The 1,085-nt window shown below is 64.8% G+C and carries 1 protein-coding gene; it reads left to right on the top strand.

Annotated features, from left to right (window positions below; all coding sequences use genetic code 11):
* Positions 1-176: 176 nt before the first annotated feature.
* A partial coding sequence (locus GTW25_RS20385) for an IS110 family RNA-guided transposase (RefSeq protein WP_252914121.1) occupies positions 177-1,085 on the top strand: 909 nt, incomplete at its 3' end.

The raw sequence follows: 1,085 nt of genomic DNA, 5'->3' as shown, positions 1-1,085 counted from the left end.
GGAATCCTGTGTGTTCGGGGTGGTGTAGAGTGAATGCGGGAAGGATACCGTCGGAATCCTGATCCGCCTGCTGGCGAGACCGAGGCTTGGCCGGGTCCCTTCCCGCATTGCCACCGTCAACCTGAACAGTTGCACGAGGCTGTCGCCACAGACCTCGCACCACAGGAATAGGCCCTATGACGATACACCACACCTACATCGGATGCGACATCGCCAAGCATGTGCTCGATTTCTTCGATCCCTCGACCCGCAGGCCGGTCCGGATCGACAACGAAGCGGCAGCGCTTGGCGGCTTCGTCGCCACGCTCGACCCGGCGACATGCTTCGTCGTCTTCGAAGCCACCGGCAGCCATGACCGCCTGCTGCGCCACATCCTGGCCGAAGCCGGCATCGCTGCGGCCAGGATCAATCCGACCATGGTCCGCCGTTTCGCCCAGGCACGCGGCAGGCTGGCCAAGACCGATCCTCTCGATGCGCGCACGCTCAGCGAAATGGGTGCGATGTTTCAGCCGGCCCCCGACAAGCCGCCTTGCGCAGACCGCGAGCGTCTGGCCGCCTTCGCCCGGCGTCGCGACCAGATCGTCGAGATCAGGGCGCGCCAATGGCGTCATCTGGGCGAAGCCTTCGATCCCGCCCTCATCGCCGACATCGAGGCCTTCATCGCGCAGCTCGATGACCGCATCGTCACTCTGGAGGCCGAGATCGCCCGTCAGATCAACAGCATCGACGCGTTGGCAAGGCAGGCCGAGCGCCTGGTGTCCGCGCCGGGCGTCGGACCCGTCACCGCTCTCACATTGATCGCACACATGCCCGAACTCGGCCATGCATCACCAAAGGCAATCGCCGCCCTGGCAGGACTGGCGCCCCTCAACGACGATTCCGGCCTGCGCCGCGCAAAGCGCGCCATCCGCGGCGGTAGGTCAAGGGTCAGAAAGGCCCTCTACATGGCAGCCCTCGGCGCCATCCGTGCAGCGCCAAGGTTCAAAGCCTTCTACACCGCAATCGCCGCGAGATCCGGCTCCAAGAAACTCGCCATCATCGCCGTCGCAAGGAAACTCCTCACCGTCCTCAACGCAATGCAACGC

Origin of the sequence: Aliihoeflea aestuarii, from assembly GCF_024105665.1 — a bacterium.
In the GTDB taxonomy this organism is placed as follows: domain Bacteria; phylum Pseudomonadota; class Alphaproteobacteria; order Rhizobiales; family Rhizobiaceae; genus Aliihoeflea; species Aliihoeflea aestuarii.
The sequence above is the reverse complement of the archived record's forward strand: the minus strand, read 5'-3'. Positions and strand labels throughout refer to the sequence as shown.